Annotated in this window: 15 protein-coding genes; 7 read left to right on the top strand and 8 right to left on the bottom strand. The window is 44.9% G+C overall.

Annotated features, from left to right (window positions below; genetic code table 11):
- Window positions 1-143: 143 nt before the first annotated feature.
- From G8759_RS00870 to mnmD, 3 genes are all read right to left on the bottom strand, one after another.
- Entirely contained in the window at window positions 144-2,234 is a 2,091-nt protein-coding gene (locus G8759_RS00870) for a M13 family metallopeptidase (RefSeq protein WP_167204334.1), read from the bottom strand.
- A gap of 275 nt (window positions 2,235-2,509) precedes the next feature.
- Entirely contained in the window at window positions 2,510-3,097 is a 588-nt protein-coding gene (locus G8759_RS00875) for a thioredoxin family protein (RefSeq protein WP_167204336.1), read from the bottom strand.
- Window positions 3,098-3,187: 90 nt separating this feature from the next.
- Window positions 3,188-3,859: a tRNA (5-methylaminomethyl-2-thiouridine)(34)-methyltransferase MnmD gene (gene mnmD / locus G8759_RS00880; protein WP_167204338.1), complete on the bottom strand. Its 672-nt coding sequence runs from the start codon at window positions 3,857-3,859 to the stop codon at window positions 3,188-3,190.
- Window positions 3,860-3,910: 51 nt separating this feature from the next.
- Between mnmD and G8759_RS00885 the strand changes: the two genes are divergently transcribed.
- A complete protein-coding gene (locus tag G8759_RS00885; protein WP_167204340.1) occupies window positions 3,911-4,420 on the top strand; it encodes a DUF4293 domain-containing protein in 510 nt (169 codons plus the stop codon).
- Between the two features lie 109 nt (window positions 4,421-4,529).
- Here the strand turns inward: G8759_RS00885 and G8759_RS00890 are convergent, their stop codons facing one another.
- Both G8759_RS00890 and G8759_RS00895 read right to left on the bottom strand, forming a co-directional pair.
- Window positions 4,530-5,162, bottom strand: coding sequence for a phosphatase PAP2 family protein (locus G8759_RS00890; protein WP_167204360.1), 633 nt, complete (start codon window positions 5,160-5,162; stop codon window positions 4,530-4,532).
- 18 nt (window positions 5,163-5,180) lie between these two features.
- On the bottom strand, window positions 5,181-5,666 hold the full coding sequence (locus G8759_RS00895) for a gliding motility lipoprotein GldH (RefSeq protein WP_167204362.1): 486 nt from the start codon (window positions 5,664-5,666) through the stop codon (window positions 5,181-5,183).
- 108 nt (window positions 5,667-5,774) lie between these two features.
- Here G8759_RS00895 and G8759_RS00900 point away from each other — a divergent pair, with 108 nt between their 5' ends.
- Both G8759_RS00900 and G8759_RS00905 read left to right on the top strand, forming a co-directional pair.
- Window positions 5,775-6,137, top strand: a complete 363-nt coding sequence (locus G8759_RS00900) for a BlaI/MecI/CopY family transcriptional regulator (RefSeq protein WP_162388515.1) — start codon at window positions 5,775-5,777, stop codon at window positions 6,135-6,137.
- Window positions 6,138-6,141: 4 nt separating this feature from the next.
- Window positions 6,142-7,917, top strand: a complete 1,776-nt coding sequence (locus G8759_RS00905; protein WP_167204364.1) for a M56 family metallopeptidase — start codon at window positions 6,142-6,144, stop codon at window positions 7,915-7,917.
- A gap of 69 nt (window positions 7,918-7,986) precedes the next feature.
- On the opposite strand, the gene G8759_RS00910 is transcribed toward G8759_RS00905, so the two are convergent.
- The 3 genes from G8759_RS00910 to recQ all read right to left on the bottom strand — a co-directional run bounded on the left by G8759_RS00910 (window position 7,987) and on the right by recQ (window position 12,831).
- Window positions 7,987-9,180 (bottom strand): PSP1 domain-containing protein, encoded by a 1,194-nt coding sequence (locus G8759_RS00910; protein ID WP_232074088.1) that lies wholly within the window; start codon window positions 9,178-9,180, stop codon window positions 7,987-7,989.
- Between the two features lie 102 nt (window positions 9,181-9,282).
- Window positions 9,283-10,569 carry a phosphoribosylamine--glycine ligase gene (gene purD, locus G8759_RS00915; protein ID WP_167204366.1) on the bottom strand — a complete coding sequence of 429 codons (1,287 nt, stop codon included), beginning with the start codon at window positions 10,567-10,569 and terminating at the stop codon, window positions 9,283-9,285.
- A gap of 54 nt (window positions 10,570-10,623) precedes the next feature.
- Window positions 10,624-12,831, bottom strand: a complete 2,208-nt coding sequence (gene recQ, locus G8759_RS00920) for a DNA helicase RecQ (protein WP_167204368.1) — start codon at window positions 12,829-12,831, stop codon at window positions 10,624-10,626.
- Between the two features lie 108 nt (window positions 12,832-12,939).
- On the opposite strand from recQ, the gene G8759_RS00925 reads away from it, so the two are divergent.
- The 4 genes from G8759_RS00925 (at window position 12,940) to G8759_RS00940 (ending at window position 17,406) form a co-directional block, all read left to right on the top strand.
- Window positions 12,940-13,908: a KpsF/GutQ family sugar-phosphate isomerase gene (locus G8759_RS00925; protein ID WP_167204370.1), complete on the top strand. Its 969-nt coding sequence runs from the start codon at window positions 12,940-12,942 to the stop codon at window positions 13,906-13,908.
- 355 nt (window positions 13,909-14,263) lie between these two features.
- Complete coding sequence (locus tag G8759_RS00930; RefSeq protein WP_162388520.1) at window positions 14,264-14,779, top strand: RNA polymerase sigma factor; 516 nt, start codon at window positions 14,264-14,266, stop codon at window positions 14,777-14,779.
- Window positions 14,780-15,065: 286 nt separating this feature from the next.
- A complete protein-coding gene (locus G8759_RS00935) occupies window positions 15,066-16,538 on the top strand; it encodes a phytoene desaturase family protein (RefSeq protein ID WP_167204372.1) in 1,473 nt (490 codons plus the stop codon).
- A gap of 31 nt (window positions 16,539-16,569) precedes the next feature.
- Window positions 16,570-17,406, top strand: a complete 837-nt coding sequence (locus G8759_RS00940) for a phytoene/squalene synthase family protein (RefSeq protein ID WP_167204375.1) — start codon at window positions 16,570-16,572, stop codon at window positions 17,404-17,406.
- Window positions 17,407-17,419: the final 13 nt, after the last annotated feature.

Raw genomic sequence — 17,419 nt, forward strand, 5'->3', positions numbered from 1 at the left:
ACGTGTAAAGCGAGCGGTTAAGGGTATCGTACTAAATTCAGTTGGAAAGATAAAAAGGTAATTGGTGTACTATAAGCCCAGATTACCCTGGCAGCTACTTATTTCCATCAGTTACCCTCCTATTTATTGCTGAATGGCTTGTTCTACCAAACCTTAATCCGCTGTTCTTTTGGCTTGTACAGCTTGTCGCCAGGCTGAATAGCAAACGCCTGATACCAGGCATCAATGTTCGAGAGCGGCCCATTGACCCGATAAACGTCAGGTGCGTGCGGGTCAGTCATAATTCGTTGCGCCGTCGATTCGGGAAGTTGATTACTTCGCCACACCTGTGCCCATGAAAGGAAAAACCGTTGATCGGGCGTAAATCCATCTATCTTGGTTTTTGACTTACCCTGTGGCGTTTTCTTGAAGGCATCGTAGGCGATAGCCAGTCCGCCCAGATCGGCCAGGTTTTCGCCTAATGTCAGTTGTCCGTTTACTTTTATAGAATCCAGTACTTTAAAGCCGAAAAACTGATCCCGTACTTTGTCGGCACGTTCTTTAAATTTCGTAGCATCGTCTTTGCTCCACCAATCGCGTAAGGTTCCATCAGCGTCATATTGTCGGCCAGAGTCGTCGAAGCCGTGCGTCATTTCATGGCCGATAACAGCACCGATGCCGCCATAATTAACGGCATCGTCGGCATCGAAATCAAAGAATGGAAATTGCAGAATAGCGGCAGGAAACGAAATATCGTTATTGACCGGGCTGTATTGCGCATTTACGGTTGGTGGCGTCATGCCCCACTCCGTCCGATCGACTGGCTTACCCAATCGGCCAAGTACGTGATTATACTGCCATTTATTGGCTGATTTTACATTACCATAAAAATCATTCCGGCTGATAACAACACCCTCGTACACCTTCCACTTGTCGGGATAACCAATTTTTCGCTTAAACGCCAGCAATTTTACAAGTGCCTTCTTTTTAGTGTCTTCGCTCATCCAGTCCAGATTTTTGATATGGTCTTTGTAGGAAGCTTCTAGATTGTCGACCAGGGCCAGCATTCGCTGTTTGGCTTCAGGCTTAAAATAGCTTTGCACGTAAAGTTGCCCAAGGAGGTCGCTGAGTGTACCATCGATCAGGCTGCTCACACGCTGCCAGCGTGGTGTCTGCTCTTTCTGACCAGTCAATACCTTCGTAAAGGCAAAATTCTGCTGAACAAAAGCATCGCTTAGATAGGGTGCTGCATTCTTTAAAATATTCCAGCGCATGTATGTTCGCAGGTCTTCGATAGGAGTAGCTGTTAACAAACTATCGAGAGAATGAAAAAAGGCAGGGCTTTGCACGAGTACCGTGTCCTGGCCTTTGGCGCCGTATTTCGTCAGTTGGTCGGCCCAACTAATTCCGGGGGTTTTCTGGCTAAAAGCAGACACGGTCAATTTATTATACGTCTTGTATGGGTCACGCATCTCAACACGCGGCATTTGCGCTTTAGCTATGGCCGTTTCCATACGCATGATCACATCGGCATCCTGTGAAGCCTGAGTTGGCTCTTCGCCAATCAATGCGAACATGCTGACCAGATTATCATGATACGCATCACGGATCTTTTGGCTCCGGGCATCATTTTTCAGATAGTAATCGCGATCGGGTAGTGTAGTCCCTCCCTGAGCAAGTTGAGGTAAATACTTGCTTACATTTTTTCGGTCTGGCGTTACACCAAAGCCAAATAACATGCCATTGCCCTGGGTGCGCTGATAGGCCAGCTCATCGAGAAACAATGCTTTATTGTTGACTTTATCAATGCGAGCCAAATCGGACTTGATTGGATCAAAGCCGCGTTTTTCGAGCGTTACGCTATCCATACCGCTGGTATAATAATCGCCTACCATTTGATAAAGCCGACCTCTGGTTGTGGTTTTCGTTGCCTCCTCGAGCAGCGACTTCATAGCGTCCAGACTCTTCTCGCGCAATTCATTAAAACTTCCCCATGAGGTTTTAGAAGCAGGAATGGGGTTCGTCCGAATCCAGTTTCCGTTTGCATACTGGTAGAAATTATCGCCCGGCTTTACGGACAGATCCATATTTTGCGGATCGATGAATTTACGGGGTGGTACACCCGGCCGTGGCACCTTACTTCCTTCAATCGTATAAGAAGGTCTGTTCCGGTAAAACCGGGATGCTGTACCATCTGTAGCCTTAACGCTAACAGCAATGGTCATTGCCGATAGAAAAATCAGTTGTTTATTCATCTAATCTCATTGGTTGGGTTTAGGATTTTCATTAAGAGCTGTGCCACAGTTACTAATAACGAGCAAACAAACCGTGGCACGGCTCTTAACGAAAATCCTAGGGTTAATGAAGACAACAAAAATACTCGTAAATGACATATCCATTTTCTTAAAGTTCCAGACTCTATTGCTAATGGATAGCATTCGTCCTGACGAGTATATATTGGGAAAGGGGTCAGCCGAACGACTAAATTCGTTCGGCTGACCCCTTTCCCTTTACCTGTCTGATCTATTGTTTATTTTCCTGCCAGTGCCGTTTGGAATTCTTTGGCATAGGTGCCCGCCTTGTATTGATCGAAGGGCTCTTTCTGGTGGTAATCTCTTCCGAAATAGGTAATAATCTGATGAAATGTACGGGGTTCCAGATAACCAGCAATCGGTTGAATAAGCTGAAATTTTTCATCCAGAAAAACTGTCGTCGGATAGCTCATCTGGTTTCGTAATAGGGCTGCGGCCAGTTCATGAACTCCGCGGCCACCTGTGCTGACATATTTGAAGGTCTCTTTACCAAGCTTTATATCCTGAGTCTGTTCGGCATTAAAACGAACAGCGTAAAAATTCTCGTTCACATAATCTACGATCGCGGGCTTAGAGAAGGTTTCACGATCCATAACCTTACACCATCCGCACCAATCGGTATACACATCGACCACAAACTTTTTAGGTTTTTTTTGGGTCAGCGTGTAGGCTTCCTGAATAGTCAACCATTTTATGTGTTTTGCCTCAGCCTTAGGGCCACTCGTTGGTTCAATGGGCAACGTAGTTCGAAACGCGCTGATCGTGAGCATCACGAAAGCGGCAAAGAAAAGGAACAGACGATTCATAGCTTTGTTGGATGTAAAGACACTGTTTTCAAAATAACGTCACTGATTCAATAAAATTAGCACCAGACCATTTTTTAATATACAGATGAGTTACATTGGCCTAATTGCCCTTAGAATATCGCGTTTATGGGCTGGACCGGGATGCTTTTCAACGGTTAAACCAGCGGCTCGCATATTACGCTGTACATAACTCCTCGAACAGTATGTGGTCATCATACCGCCAGGAAGCAACAAGTTTGCCATTTGCTGAAAGATTTCAGGCTCCCACAATTCAGGCTGTGCTGTAGGAGCAAACGCATCGTAATAAATCAAATGAAAACGTTCGTCGGTTTGCAGCTCCTGAAGATTGCTTTCCAGTTTGGTCAAACTAAAACAGGGATTGATCTCAACAGGCTCGTTCCAGGACGATTCGTGCAGATTGATCAAATAGGATGTACCCAGGAATTGATCATAATTTAACTGCCGAATCTCTTCTATTGGCATTGGATATGCCTCAATTGCGGTGTAAAAAACCTGATGTTGATGTATTTCGGCCTCTCGAGCAGTTAGCAGGGCGTTCAACCCTGTCCCGAAGCCCATTTCAAAGATGCGGAGAGGGTTATGAGGAAACATTTTTAGCGCAGCATACAAGCCCAGCTCAATGTAAACCCGCTGCGACTCCTGATAAGCGCCGTGTATAGAATGATACGTTTTATTGAGCACCTGGTTTATAGCGGTGTGTGAACCATCAGCAGTAATCACTAACCGAACATCAGCTTTCATACACTATCGATTTTTGAACTATTTTTGCGCTCCCAAATATCTATTTCACAAATGATCCAACGCATTCAAACGATATTTTTGTTTCTTATTGCCGTTGCAATGGGGGTCGCTTTAGCTAATCCACTTTGGGAAAAAGCAGGATTGCAAGCCCCCGAAATGGCACGTCTAACAGCTTTAGAATTCAGTCAACAACAACGTGCTTCCGAGCAGGCGGGTATTCCGGCACAAGTAGCTCCCACTACTGTTGTCACATCAGTCTGGTACCTGGGCCTTCTGCTGGGCTTGGTAGCGCTGTCTGCGCTGTATGCCATTTTTCAATACCGCAACCGCCTTACCCAAACAGCCCTTTGCGCGGTAAATGCCCTGATGTTGACAGCGATCATGGGTATTGTACTTTACCGGACGCTCTATGCAGGTAAAGAATACGGCAATCCGGCCGATCAGGGTAATTTCCTGACAGGCTTTTATGCCATTATTGCAGCTCTGGTTTTCAACGCCCTAGCCAACCGATTCATTCGTCGGGACGAAAAAATGGTTCGGGATTCGGACCGGCTACGATAGCCCAGTACAGTGTAATTCATACATTAACAAGCCATAACACGACTGTTTTCAAAAACACCGCTGTTATGGCTTTTTCATTTTCAGTGACCTGACAACCTCAGGAAATAGCTTACTCTCTAGATTCGCGACCTTTCATCCATCGATATAAAAACAAATAGATGATCACCGAAGATAGTGTCCCAACCAGTGAGCCCACATACACATCTTCCACAAAATGCTGGAATAAATACACCCTTGAGTAGCCCGTTAAAAAGCCTAATAGCACAAAAAAATAGCCTCGTTTTTTATTTGGATCAAGAAAGGCCAATAAGCCAAACAAGGCAAAAGCGGATGTCGTATGTCCCGATGGAAAACTATTATAGCTGTGTATATCAAGCCCTTTAATCATATGATACTCAAAAGTAGAGTGTTCAAAAAACTTTAACGGCCGGGGTGAATTGGGAAAAACAATCGTTTTCAAGAACAGCGAAGACAGGGAAGACAGGGCAAAACTGGCAAAAGCAACGAAGCCTAGGCGTCTATTATAGATCAGGACAATTAGGCAGGCAACGACAAAAAAGGCGCCATCACCCATGTAGGTAGCATAGGTAAAAAACGCATCGGCTACCGGATTATTCCGAACATTAACCCATTGCATCAATTGAGCTTGCGTATAAATCAACTGCAGAACTCCCAGAATGATCAGGGCCATGCCGTAAGGCAGGAAGAAAAATCGATTTTTTCGCAGGAAATCAACTACCATTAGAAGCCAATTTGGGAATTAGTTGGCAGGCGTCGCTTTTTCAACCGTAATGCCTACACTCTGAATATTGAGTAACGGATCTTGCCGCATGTATTGTTTAAGCTGAATGGTGTATTTACCAGGTTTGGGAAACCGATAGTCGCGCTTCATTAGAAACTTATGGTCGAAGAGATCACCGAGGCCATCGCCATTGGGTTTTCCAGTCTTGGGGTCCATCAGGAGCAATTCGTCGAGCCGGGATTCGATTTCTTTACCGCTGGAATCGCGTAAATAACGAGTCAGGTAAAGGTTATAATAGCCATAGGAAAGACTATTTCGCAGGTTATAATAGATATTATACGGAACGGAGACATCCTCTATCGTAAAGGTAAAAGTCGGTGCGTTTTTAATGTACCACTTACCATCTTCAATATCTGTATATTCTTTATAAACCGCATTTCCAGCGTTCATATCACACCCCAACACCAGCAATGCGGTGAATACCAATAAACCCAGTTGTTTCATACCATGCCTTAATACGCTACAAAGCTACGACGGGCTTACTGGCTTTTCAAATCACAAAAAACGATGGCAAGGACTTGTAAACGATAAAAATAGTTATAAGTTTGTTACATGGAAAAGTTAACCGCTAAAGAAGAAGAAGTCATGCAGGTGCTCTGGAAAATGGAACAGGGCTATGTAAAAGATATGGTTCCCCAGTTTACCAACCCTCCTCTGCACTATAACACCGTTTCGACCATTGTTCGCAACCTCGAAGAAAAAGGATATGTTGGGCACCGGGCTTATGGGAATACCCATGAGTATTATCCGATCATAAGCAAGGAAACGTATCAGAACCGATTCGTACTCAAGAAAGTGGTTGATGATTATTTTGATAACTCCTACAAAAATCTGGTCAGTTATTTCGCAAAGAACGAGAAGATTTCTGCCGATGAACTGCGGGAAATTCTGGCCATGATCGAACAAAAAAAATAGCGGTATGGAACTCCTGCGCTACGTACTACTGGCTAATGGTTTGTTGGGCGTTGTGAGTATAGCCTATTTCGTTTTACTCCGACGCGAAACATTCTTTGAAGCCAATCGGATTGCCCTCTGGTTAGGATTGGCCGCGGCTCTGATCCTTCCTCTGCTGGAAGTACCTGATTGGCGACCACGGCCTGTTCGAAAAGTGATGCAACGTACGGCGCAGGTTATCGTACCGAACGTATTCCCGAACTCACGCATCAGGCAGCCAGAGGTAACGATTACTTTTCCTAACGGCCGGACTTACCAGATGGATACCCAGGCTGCCTTCCTGGCACAACAAAACCAGTCTGTTAGGTTTTGGCAAACAAGTCTGATTGCCCTTTACGTATTGGGTGCGCTCGCTTTTCTCATTCGGTTTGGGCTTCGCCTGGCGTCTCTTGTTCGGGTAATCAGTCGGTCATCGCATAACCCCTATGGTGGTTTTACGCTCGTACTGCATGAGAATACGTCTTCACCATTTTCGTTTTTTCGTTGGGTAGTTCTTAACCCTGCGCATCATTCAGCCGACGAACTGGACCAGATTCTGAAGCATGAACGCGTCCATGTTCGCTGCTGGCATAGCCTGGACATGATTGGCGCCGAATTGATCTGTATTGCTTTCTGGTTTAATCCAGCCGCTTACTTATTCCGGCATTTACTGCATCAAACGCTCGAATTCGGTGCCGATCAGGCCGTTTTGGCAGAAGGTGTCGATGTGCGAGCGTATCAGTACAATCTGGTCAAAGTAAGTTTATCGGCCGGGCGATCGGTATTCGCCAATCAGTTCAGCGGTCCAACGTTGCGTCAGCGAATAGCGATGATCAATCGTGAACGATCTTATCCGGTGAACTTCTGGGGAAGGTATATGGTCTGGGGAGCACTTCTGGCCAGTATGGCTCTTGCCTGCCGACATATTCAACCCGAGGATGATTCGCTCAGTACAAAATCAAGAGCCCCTTTTCCATTAACGAATGCTACACGAATAGCGGCTGCGGAACTTCACAAACCTGCTATGCCCTGGTTCCGGCAGTCATCCCTGCTCGTTGATGAAGTAAGTAAACCGCTTAACAGACACCCAAGAATCAGCGGGCTCCTGATAAATTATCCCGAGGCCTTATGTCTACGCAATAACCACCTGGCACTCAAAACTCAAAATGGCGAGCAGGTTAAGGTATTTATCAATGGACAGGAGGCTTCCGCTCAAGCATTATCGGCCTTAACATTCGATGAAGTAAACGATTTTTTAATTTATCGAAAATGGGATGATGTTCAGGAAGCGAACAAATTTCCAGAGACTTACCGGATCTTTATTAGTACGACGCATAAAACCATAGCTAACGATCCGATACGCGAAAAATGGAAGCAATTTCTGGAAGCTGCGGCTTTATCCGATAATCCGTTGGGGGTATCGAATACGTTTTCGATGAATAAGTTGCTCGAAGCAACCTTTTTCAGCAATAAGCTAGCCTTTGTAAAACGGACAAAGGATGATCATTTAACCCTGTACGACGAATACAAAACGGATATTGAAGCTTATATAAACGGGATATCAGTGCGCCCTAAAGAGATTGAAAGTGTGCACGTACGCGAAGTAGACCGGCTCTACGCCCGCGAACGTTCCTTTGAGGAATGGGCGGACGGGCCAAATCGACAGGCGCGTTTTATACTTTATATTCAAACGACACCTAAGCGTGCCAAACGCGATAGCAGTTACTACGTGTTTAGCCCTTTCTACACGGGTGATTTCTGACGTAAGGGCTTTAGTAGAAGCAGGGCTATCACTAAAAATAAACCCCAATCATTATGACCGGGGTTTGTATTACTGGGCTTTGCCGTTGGGCGCAGGTTTTAAAACTTTATCCCCAGCTCCTTTCGACTTCTTCTTTTTCTTTTTAGCGCTTCGTGTAGCGTACTTCGCATCCAGTTTCTGGAGATCACTATTCAGTGCAGCCGCTGTGGGAGATTCTTTCTCACCTATTGGCGTCAACACATCGAACGACTCCGGAACCACACCTTTTTTATTTAATTCGGCAATTTCCAGCACACGCTCGATTGGCAGTGGATACCAGGTGCTTTCGGTTCCGTAACCGAACCACATTAGTTTCCGGAAAATATCCGTTTTCTGCAAATAAGCCCGTCCCTTTTGGGTTTCGAGCGGTTTTTCAATGGTCGGAATGTCACGCAAAGCGTCCATATACGTGTCTAACTCATAGTTCAGACAGCATTTTAGCCGACCACACTGGCCCGAGAGTTTTGCCGGATTCAACGACAGATTCTGATAGCGGGCAGCAGAGGTTGCAATGTTTTTGAAATCGGTAAGCCAGGTCGAACAGCATAGTTCGCGACCGCATGAACCAATACCACCTAATCGACCAGCCTCCTGCCGCAGGCTGATCTGGCGCATTTCAATGCGAGCCTTGAATTCACTGGCCAGCATCTTGATCAGCTCCCGAAAATCAACGCGTTCCTCGGATGAGTAATAAAAGGTTGCCTTTGTATTGTCCGACTGAAACTCAACGTCAGACAGCTTCATGTTTAGCTTCAGTTCGCGAATAATTTCCCGGGAACGATAAAGAGCCGGCAAATCCCGCAGTATAGACTGATCGTGCCGTTCGAGGTCTTTAGGCGTTGCAATCCGATGAATAACTTTCGTATCATCGTTTATTTTAACTCCTCGTTTCTTGACCTGTATCCGCACTAACTCGCCTTGTAGTGAAACAGCACCGATGTGAAAACCGGACTGCATTTCCACTACCACATAGTCGCCCGTCGTTAGATCGAGCTGATGAACGTTCCGATAGTATTCTTTTCTACCACCCTTAAACTTCACCTCAACAACATCATATTTCAGACCTGGCATTGCGATATCGCTGAGCCAGTCAAATGAATTTAGCTTATTGCATCCTCCGGTGCTACATCCTCCGCTACCGCATCCCGTTGTGGCCGTTTTCTGACCATCGGATGCTCCTCGCTGGGTTCCGCAACCGCCAGTTGCACAGGATTTACAACTCATATCTATATAGTTATCGAGTTGTAACGTGGCAAAGGCACAAAGTTGACTACAACAGTTTAGGGTTCATACAACGTTATACCTTTACGACTTTATAACTCGTAGTTAATCAGCGTACCGAATCAGGTCAAGCCCAATATCTCTTCGGTACTGCTTCCCATCAAATTGAACCGTTCGGGCCGCTTCCTGCGACTTCCGGACGGCATTTTCCAGCGAATTAGCCTGAGCCGTTAAGGCCAGCACTCGTCCGCCATTGGTTACTACATGGCCGTTATGAGCCATTGTTCCGGCATGAAAAGCCATAACATCTTCTAAACGCTCCAGTTCTGAAATGATTTTACCTTTCTCATAGTCATCTGGATACCCTCCCGACACCACAACCGTTGTGACTGCCGTTTGGGGTGAAACCTGTACAGCTATTTTATCTAACGTACCTTCGGCCGTTGCCACCATTAGCTCAGCGAAATCAGTCTGAATTCTTGGTAGTACGACTTCTGTTTCAGGGTCGCCCATCCGAGCGTTATACTCGATAACATACGGTTCACCATTTACTTTCATCAGACCGATAAAAATAAATCCCTTATACACAATACCCTCTTTCTGCAATCCGGTAAGCGTTGGTTTCACGACTTTTTCCTCAACCTTCCGCAGAAAGGATTCATTCGCAAAAACTACCGGCGATACGGCGCCCATGCCTCCCGTATTGAGTCCTGTATCTCCTTCACCAATGCGTTTGTAATCTTTAGCCTCGGGAAGGATTTTGTAATTAACCCCGTCGCTCAGAACAAAGACCGACAATTCAATTCCCCGCAAAAATTGCTCTACCACGACTTTACTGCCTGCAGCACCAAATTTCTGGCCATCAAGCATATCGGTTAGGGTGCTCTTTGCGTCGGTTATGTTTTCGGCAATAATTACTCCCTTACCAGCTGCCAGTCCATCCGCTTTCAGGACGACAGGCAACGTATGGCCGTCCAGATAAGCCAAACCGCTCTCAATGGTTGTTGCAGTAAATGTCTGCGATGACGCCGTCGGTATGCCATATCGAAGCATAAACTGCTTCGAGAAATCTTTACTTCCCTCCAACTGTGCCCCATGCGCATCTGGTCCAACGATGAGCAAATTAACTAAGTCAGGTTGTTGACGAAAGTAATCGACAACCCCGTTAACTAATGGCTCTTCTGGCCCAACAATGAGCAGATCAATGGCATTGGTCCGAACAGCTTCGGCAATAGCCGGGAAATCATTATAGCTGATTGACAAATTAGTGGCTACCTGCGCTGTTCCGGCATTACCCGGCGCAACAAATAGCTTATCACTCAACGGGCTTTGCGCCAATTTCCATGCAAACGCATGTTCGCGCCCACCCGAACCCAGTATTAGTATATTCATAAAGAATGATGAATGATAAATAGTGGCTGATCAATGATCAGCCACTATTTATCATTAATTGGCTACTTCTGAGAGGAACTTAATCCGCATCAATCGTAAGTCTTGTTCAGTAAAATCATCTCCTCCAAATTCACGCATGGCGACGGCAATATTGTCGCTTTCTGCCCGCATGAAGTATTCGTAAATCTCATCCTGCCGATCTTCATCCATAACCTGATTGATGTAATAATCAAGATTAAGGCGAGTGCCCGAATAACAGATATGTTCTATCTCTTCCATCAGGTCCTCCATCGAAAGTGCTTTCGATTCGGCAATTTCTTCCAGATCGACCTTACGATCGATCTGCTGAATGATATAAATCTTAACTTTCGATTTGTTGACGGTCGATTTAATAACGACATCCTTTGCCGTTTCTATCTCGTTATCTTCAACGTATTTAGTTATCAAATCAATGAACGGCCGCCCAAACTTCTGCACTTTTCCCATACCGACGCCGTTGATCTGCGCCATTTCTTCACGGGTTGTGGGATAAGTTGTCGCCATTTCTTCCATAGAAGGGTCCTGGAAGATAACATAGGGCGGCAGATTCTTTTCTTTGGCAATTTTCTTGCGTAAGGCTTTTAACAACCCTAACAGTTCTTCATCATAAGCTGCCCCACCCGACGCCGTATCCGAATCCTTATCGTCATCTTCTTTCTGCTCGACTACCTGTTCATAATCGTGATCTTTCGAGAGTGAGATTGGATAAGGGTCTTCAATAAAATTCAGGCCCTTCTGCGTTAACTTCAGAATGCCATAGTTATCGACATCTTTCTCAATATAGCCGTAAATGGTAATCTGTTTCAGGAGTGAACACCAATATTCGGGACTTTCATTGAATTCGCGCCCTTTTCCGTACACCTCCAGGCGATTATGTTCATAGCTGGTTACATACTGATTGCTGTTGGCCGTGAGAACGTCGCTTAAGTGAGCAACATCAAAACGCTGGTCGGTTTGAAGCACAGCCTGCAACGCAAGCACAACTTCATTCTGCACCTTAAATTTTTCGGTTGGCTTTAGGCAGTTGTCGCAAAAACCACAGTCTTTATCCATATACTCGCCAAAATAGCCCAGCAACTGCCGACGACGACAAGAGCCGAGGTTAGCATAAGAGACCATTTCGGTTAGCAGGTGTTTGGCATTATCGCGCTCTGTAACTGGCTTGTCTTTGTTGAATTTTTCCAGCTTAACAATGTCATCGTAGCTATAGAACATTACGCAGTTACCCTCCAGCCCATCGCGGCCTGCCCGGCCTGTTTCCTGGTAATAGCCTTCCAGCGATTTTGGCGCATCATAGTGGATAACAAAACGAACATCCGGTTTATCGATACCCATACCAAAAGCAATCGTGGCACAGATAACGTCTGCGTCTTCGTTCAGAAAGGCATCCTGATTGTTCATCCGCGTCTGCGGGTCGAGACCAGCATGATAAGGTAGTGCTTTGACATCGTTGACGCTTAGCAGCTCCGCAATTTCTTCAACTGTCTTACGACTCAGGCAATAGACGATCCCTGATTTTCCTTTGTTCTGTTTAACGTACTTGATAAGCTGCTTTTTGGCGTCAACCTTAGGCTTTATCTCGTAGTACAGGTTTTTACGATTGAATGAGGTCTTATACAGATTGGCGTCCTCCATCTGCAGGTTTTTCTGAATATCCTGCTGCACTTTAGGAGTAGCCGTAGCGGTCAGCGCAATTACGGGCAGATTGCCAATATTATCGACGATTCCACGAATTTTCCGGTATTCCGGGCGGAAGTCATGTCCCCACTCAGAAATACAATGCGCTTCATCGATAGCGACAAATGAAATATTGGCTTTCTTTAAAAAATCCAAATTCTCTTCCTTTGTCAGAGACTCTGGCGCAATATATAGAAGTTTAAGAGAGCTGTTGAGCGTATCTTTTTTAACTTTATTCATTTCCGCCTTGGAAAGCGTCGAATTCAGGAACTGAGCGTTAATTCCGAAGGCATTTAATTGGTCGACCTGATTTTTCATCAGGGCAATTAAGGGTGAAATTACGATAGCCGTTCCATCGCTAACAATAGCAGGTAATTGATAACACAGGGACTTCCCTGCACCAGTAGGCATGATAACGAACGTATTACGGCCCGCCAAAATGCTGTGAATAATGGCCTCCTGATCGCCCCGAAACTGACTATACCCAAAAATCTCTTTTAGCCGCTCTTTGATGGTCGCATAGACCGTCTGATCAACCTGCATCATTCTACAAATCGTACAAAAGTTACCTTTACTCTATTCGCTTAGCGTATCTTTGCTATATAAAGTTAGCGAATATACACTGCAAACCATTCTTCATCGCGAAAACTGACGTTGAAAGTATTAAAAAATTCCAAAACGATCGCCCAAGAGGTACTACTGGCCGAAGCCGAAGCCATTCGTCATGCAGTTGAGTTGCTAGATGACCAGTTCGATGCAGCCGTTGATATAATTCTTAACACAACAGGTAGACTTGTTGTAACCGGTGTTGGGAAGAGTGCTCTTATTGGCCAAAAGATCGTGGCTACTATGAACTCTACAGGTACGCCTTCTCTTTTTATGCATGCGGCTGATGCCATTCACGGCGATCTGGGCATGATTCAGGCTGACGATATTATTCTTATAATTTCCAAAAGCGGAAACACGGCCGAAATCAAGGTGCTGCTTCCTTTATTAAAGCGTACAAGCGTACGGTTAATTGCCTTGGTTAGCGACCGCGAATCGTATCTGGCCCAGCATGCCGACTATGTTCTCCATGCCTATGCTGAACGCGAAGCAGACCCTATGAACCTCGCCCCTACAACCAGCACCACAGTTGCTCTTGCACTGGGGGATGCTTTGGCAGTTAGCTTATTAGAGGCACGCGGTTTTACCCGCCATGATTTTGCCCGTTATCATCCGGGCGGTTCTCTCGGAAAAAAGTTGTATTTAAAAGTTGGTGATATTTTTCCCCACAACCAGTGTCCACAGGTTTCCCTCGATGCCTTAGTTAGGGATGTAATTTTTGAAATTTCAGCTAAACGACTCGGCGCAACAGCCGTTGTATACAATACGGGCCAACTGGCGGGCATTGTCACCGATGGCGACATCCGCCGTATGGCCTATCAACACGATGCGTTCTGGGATCTTCAGGCAAAAGATGTGATGACAATCAATCCTGTCTGCATTGATGCCGATGAATATGCTATAAGCGCTCTCCAGTTAATGAGAGATCGGGACATTTCTCAGTTAATTGTTACCGAAAACGGGCACGTAAAGGGCTTTGTTCACTTGCACGACCTGTTAAAAGAAGGATTAGTATAAACGATTCATATAAAAAGTCTTCCCTGCATTGATCCGATCAATTTCAGGGAAGACTTTTTTGTAGCTATTAATAGAGTATCCTTCTACACATTTCACTAGTTTGTTTAATCATACAATCATGTTCATTAAACAAATTCTACACTCCAGATTCCACACTCTGTGGGAATTATTCCACAGTCTGTAATTTGGCTTTACAGCCTGTATTCTTTTTCAGCAGAAAACTACATCTTATAACTCACTGTAATTTAGATATTTAGTAGTTTTATTTATAGCTCCTCAAAAAAATGGTGAAGGCTGGTTGTTTTTTTGTCTAATTGCTAATCAAATCAGGTTCAACAAAAAAACATTCGTAATCATGACTGCGCTCGAATTCACTCATCATATTGGAAAAGTGTCCAAGTCGTTGCGCCCGTTCGCACTGCGGCTTACAAAAGATGTTGAAGATGCTAACGACTTATTACAGGATACCCTTTTAAAAGCCTTTACCAATCGTGATAAATACACAGACGGCACGAACCTGAAGGCATGGTTATACACGATTATGAAGAACACATTCATCACTAACTACCAACGAATGGTTCGGAAAAATACATTCATTGATACCACGGATAACCTGCATTACATTAATTCAATGGAAAGCAGTACAGATAATCTGGCTTATTCGTCATTCGCTCAGGAAGATATTAACCGGGCAGTAAATGGTCTCGACGATACTTATCGGACGCCGTTTATGATGCACTTCCGGGGCTTTAAATATCACGAGATTGCGGCAAAGCTGGATATCCCTATCGGAACTGTGAAAAACCGGATCCACATTGCCAGAAAAGAGCTTAAAGATCAACTGAAAGTATACGCTCATTTTAATAGTTAAAAAAAAATTTGTGTACACTGCATATTTGTACGAGACTTTTGTGGCCTTGGTCCGTCTCAAACACATTGATTGAGTAGTTTTTGGTTAAAAAAGAGGAAGGTTCGAAAAGTTGGGTGGGATTCCGCCCAACTTTTTTGTTTATTATACTACTGATATACAGTTCATTACCTATAAATTTTCATTAATTGGCAATACTCATAGCAGAATTGAGTAATTACGTATTTTAAACAAAAGGGTTAGTCAATTATTTACTCACTTACCCAATTACTCAATCAACTGCTTCCTAATGCCTCAGCGCATCTTTGTTATTGGTGCCGGTTTTGCCGGTTTAGCTGCAGCAACCAGCCTGGCCGATAAAGGCTACGACGTTACTATTCTCGAAAAAAATAGTACGCCTGGCGGTCGGGCACGCGTATTCCAGACGCATGGTTTCACCTTTGATATGGGCCCCAGCTGGTATTGGATGCCCGATGTCTTCGAAACCTACTTTGCCCGTTTTGGCAAGAAACCATCTGACTATTACAAACTCGTCCGGCTTGATCCTTCTTATTCGGTTGTTTTTGGCCCAGACGAAGCAGTCGATCTGCCTGCCGGTCTGGAAAATCTCGAAACGTTATTTGAACAACTAGAACCGGGAAGCGCTCCTCGTCTGCGGGCGTTCCTGAAACAGGCATCGTACAAGTATGATGTTGGTATGAACAATTTTGTCTGGAAACCCAGTCGTTCTATTGGGGAATTTTTAAGTCTGAAATTGCTGTATGACGTTACCAGACTTGATGTTTTTCAATCCTTTGCCAGTCATGTCCGCAAATTCTTCAAAAATCCACGCCTGCTCGAAATCGTAGAATTTCCCGTATTGTTCCTCGGCGCAACGCCAGGCAATACGCCCGCCATGTACAGCTTGATGAACTATGCCGAAATGGTACTGGGAACGTGGTATCCGATGGGTGGCATGCACGAAATTGTAAAAGCAATGGTCAGTTTGGCCGAAGAAAAAGGCGTTAAGCTGCTCTTAAATCAGACAGTCCAGAAAATTGACATTGCAAAGGGTAGAGCCCAAAGCATCACCACCGATCAAGGTATTTTTGAAACGGATGTGGTAATAGCCGGGGCTGACTATAATCATGTAGAGACAAATCTGGTTGACGCTGTCTATCGTAATTATGATGACAACTATTGGCAAAAACGAGTCATGGCTCCCTCTTCCCTATTATTTTATTTGGGTGTAAATAAGCGGGTTCCACGTTTGCAGCATCATAATCTCTTCTTCGATGAAGACTTCTCTTTACATGCTCAGGAAATCTACGAAACGCCCCGTTGGCCGACCAGGCCCTTATTTTATGTGTCGGCCCCCTCAAAAACCGACCCCAGTGTAGCACCCGAAGGATGTGAGAATTTATTCCTGCTGATTCCTGTTGCCCCTGATCTTACAGATGATGATGCGACCCGTGAGCGCTATTTCGACATCGTTATGACCCGACTGGAAGCCTATGTGGGTGAGGAAATTCGGAGCAGCCTGATTTATAAGCGAAGTTATGCCCACCGCGATTTCAAGAGTGATTACAACGCTTTTCGGGGAAACGCCTACGGATTGGCAAACACACTTAAACAGACTGCCCTGTTAAAACCATCTTTGAAAAACAAAAAAGTGAACAATCTGTTCTACACGGGTCAGCTGACGGTTCCGGGTCCTGGTGTCCCTCCGTCACTTATCTCAGGCCTTGTCGTTGCGGATGAGGTTGCCAAAGAATTTTTCTAACTTACAGAACTAACCTCTTCCTTTCCAATCTATGATGGCGTTGTTCAACACAACCGCACTGAAATGTAGTAAACTAATTACAGAGCATTACAGTACGTCTTTCACGTTAGGCATTAAAACGCTTGACCGCAGGTTTCACATGCCTATCTACGCAATCTATGGATTCGTTCGATATGCCGATGAGATTGTTGATACGTTTCATGATTACGATAAGAAGACGCTACTTGCCCGTTTTAAGCACGACACTTACCAGGCCATCGAAGAGGGTATCAGCCTAAATCCCATCCTGCAATCATTTCAACTCGTTGTTAAACAATACAAAATTGAGCACGAATTGATTGATTCCTTCCTGAAAAGTATGGAAATGGACCTGTATTTTCAGGATTATGATGCAGAAGGATACAATGAATACATTTACGGCTCAGCCGAAGTAGTGGGGCTGATGTGCCTACGGGTTTTCTGTGAAGGTAATTATTCCGAATTTGACCGCTTGTGTGAGCCCGCTCGTAAACTAGGGTCAGCGTTTCAAAAGGTTAATTTTCTTCGCGACTTAAAGAGCGATTTTGTTGATCGGGGCCGTACCTACTTTCCGGGGGTGAATTTCAATGAATTTGGTTGCGATGCCAAGCTCGTTATAGAAAATGACATCCAGTGTGACTTCGATGAAGCCTATAAAGGTATCATGAACCTTCCGCGTGGGGCTAAACTGGGCGTTTATTTAGCGTATGCTTACTACCAGACCTTATTCAACAAAATTAAGCAGTTACCCGCTTCCAGAATTCAAAACGAACGAATTCGGGTTCCTAATCCGCAAAAACTAGCGCTTCTGGCACAAACCTATTTAAAGTTTCGACTGAATGTAATTTAGGTTACGGCCATAG

This window comes from Spirosoma aureum (genome assembly GCF_011604685.1).
GTDB lineage: Bacteria > Bacteroidota > Bacteroidia > Cytophagales > Spirosomataceae > Spirosoma > Spirosoma aureum.

What these genes read in the sequence shown, in the direction of transcription:
- G8759_RS00870 (WP_167204334.1), bottom strand. Translation starts at nt 2,234, where the DNA reads ATGAATAAACAACTGATTTTTCTATCGGCAATGACCATTGCTGTTAGC.
- G8759_RS00875 (WP_167204336.1), bottom strand. Translation starts at nt 3,097, where the DNA reads ATGAATCGTCTGTTCCTTTTCTTTGCCGCTTTCGTGATGCTCACGATC.
- mnmD (WP_167204338.1), bottom strand. Translation starts at nt 3,859, where the DNA reads ATGAAAGCTGATGTTCGGTTAGTGATTACTGCTGATGGTTCACACACC.
- G8759_RS00885 (WP_167204340.1), top strand. Translation starts at nt 3,911, where the DNA reads ATGATCCAACGCATTCAAACGATATTTTTGTTTCTTATTGCCGTTGCA.
- G8759_RS00890 (WP_167204360.1), bottom strand. Translation starts at nt 5,162, where the DNA reads ATGGTAGTTGATTTCCTGCGAAAAAATCGATTTTTCTTCCTGCCTTAC.
- G8759_RS00895 (WP_167204362.1), bottom strand. Translation starts at nt 5,666, where the DNA reads ATGAAACAACTGGGTTTATTGGTATTCACCGCATTGCTGGTGTTGGGG.
- G8759_RS00900 (WP_162388515.1), top strand. Translation starts at nt 5,775, where the DNA reads ATGGAAAAGTTAACCGCTAAAGAAGAAGAAGTCATGCAGGTGCTCTGG.
- G8759_RS00905 (WP_167204364.1), top strand. Translation starts at nt 6,142, where the DNA reads ATGGAACTCCTGCGCTACGTACTACTGGCTAATGGTTTGTTGGGCGTT.
- G8759_RS00910 (WP_232074088.1), bottom strand. Translation starts at nt 9,180, where the DNA reads ATGAGTTGTAAATCCTGTGCAACTGGCGGTTGCGGAACCCAGCGAGGA.
- purD (WP_167204366.1), bottom strand. Translation starts at nt 10,569, where the DNA reads ATGAATATACTAATACTGGGTTCGGGTGGGCGCGAACATGCGTTTGCA.
- recQ (WP_167204368.1), bottom strand. Translation starts at nt 12,831, where the DNA reads ATGATGCAGGTTGATCAGACGGTCTATGCGACCATCAAAGAGCGGCTA.
- G8759_RS00930 (WP_162388520.1), top strand. Translation starts at nt 14,264, where the DNA reads ATGACTGCGCTCGAATTCACTCATCATATTGGAAAAGTGTCCAAGTCG.
- G8759_RS00935 (WP_167204372.1), top strand. Translation starts at nt 15,066, where the DNA reads ATGCCTCAGCGCATCTTTGTTATTGGTGCCGGTTTTGCCGGTTTAGCT.
- G8759_RS00940 (WP_167204375.1), top strand. Translation starts at nt 16,570, where the DNA reads ATGATGGCGTTGTTCAACACAACCGCACTGAAATGTAGTAAACTAATT.